Consider the following 452-nt stretch of genomic DNA (forward strand, 5'->3'; position numbering starts at 1 on the left):
TCCATCCTGAAGGTCGGCCCGGCCCTGACGTTTGCGCTGCGCGAGGCACTCTACGGCCTCGATCACATCGCCGAGGTGCTCCACGCCGGCCGCCGCAAGGAGACGCTTGCCGCCACCTTCGAGCGGGTGATGCTCGCCCATCCCGACAACTGGGCGAAATACTATCTCGGCACGCCCGACGAGCAGCGGCTGCAGCGGCATTTCAGCTATTCGGACCGCATCCGCTACTACTGGCCGGAACCGGAGATCGCCAAGGCCACCGAGGACCTCCTCGCCCTCCTCGGCGACACGCCCATCCCGGAGACGCTGATCTCCCAGTATCTGCGCGGCGTCTACGAGGGCGTCCGCCGAGGCCGGGTCCAGCCCACCGCCCATGGCCTGTCCCTGGCCATGGTCGACCTCGTCCTCGACGACTATTTCAAAGCCTGCCTCTGACCGAGTGCCCCGTCGCC

Annotated in this window: 1 protein-coding gene; it reads left to right on the forward strand. The window is 67.5% G+C overall.

Annotated features, from left to right (window positions below; all coding sequences use genetic code 11):
- The coding region (locus CXZ10_RS21260) for a class II D-tagatose-bisphosphate aldolase non-catalytic subunit (protein WP_143741589.1) at positions 1 to 435 on the forward strand (435 nt) is incomplete at its 5' end.
- Between the last annotated feature and the right edge of the window lie 17 nt (positions 436 to 452).

Origin of the sequence: Pleomorphomonas diazotrophica (assembly GCF_002844595.1) — a bacterium.
Taxonomy (GTDB): domain Bacteria; phylum Pseudomonadota; class Alphaproteobacteria; order Rhizobiales; family Pleomorphomonadaceae; genus Pleomorphomonas; species Pleomorphomonas diazotrophica.